Annotated in this window: 1 protein-coding gene; it reads right to left on the bottom strand. The window is 57.9% G+C overall.

The annotated features are described in order from the left end of the window. Positions 1-571, bottom strand: a 571-nt coding sequence (locus EKL30_RS18720; RefSeq protein ID WP_148105833.1) for an ankyrin repeat domain-containing protein, incomplete at its 3' end; no start/stop codon positions are given. Positions 572-668: the final 97 nt, after the last annotated feature.

Here is a 668-nt window from a genome sequence, read left to right on the forward strand (position 1 = left end):
TCGGATTCGCACCGGCCTTCAGCAAAAGAGCGACGATTTGCTGGTGTTGCGCGCCGCCGTTACCCAAGATAATGGCCTCGAGCAAGGCCGTCCATCCCAGGTTGTTGACGTGATCGACGTCGACGCCCGCCTCGATCAGGGTCTTAACGGTTTCTACATGGCCTCGTTCAGCGGCAGGGATAAGCGCCGTTCCTCCGTAGCGATTCGTACTCTTCAAATCCGCGCCGTGCGCCAACGTCATTTTCAGGATTTCCAGATGACCGCGTGCGCCGGCATAAAGGTAAGCGCTGTCGTTGATGCGGTCTTTCGCGTTCACATCGGCGCCCGCCTCTATTAGAATGCGGGCGGCGCGCACATGATTCGTCCTTGTCGCTACCAGCAGAGCTGTCGAACCCGAAGCATCGCGTGCATCTATCGCTTCGCCTTCAGAGAGCAAGCGCATCAAGGCCGGCGCATCGTCAGCCGCCGCTGCAGCATGCAAACGATGTTCTCTTATGGGTTCTCCCGAGACGACGCCCGCACAGCCCAGCGCGAGCAACGCCCCGCCCACGATCGCAAGAAGTTTGAGCATTGATTCTCCTGCAATTCAAGTTCGATTCTCGACGCCAGCCGGCCAAGAATCTCGTTTGGCTATGGTAAAACAGCCATTGTTTTCCGTCATGGTCGTC

The organism is Candidimonas sp. SYP-B2681, assembly GCF_003971065.1.
Lineage (GTDB): Bacteria > Pseudomonadota > Gammaproteobacteria > Burkholderiales > Burkholderiaceae_B > Pollutimonas.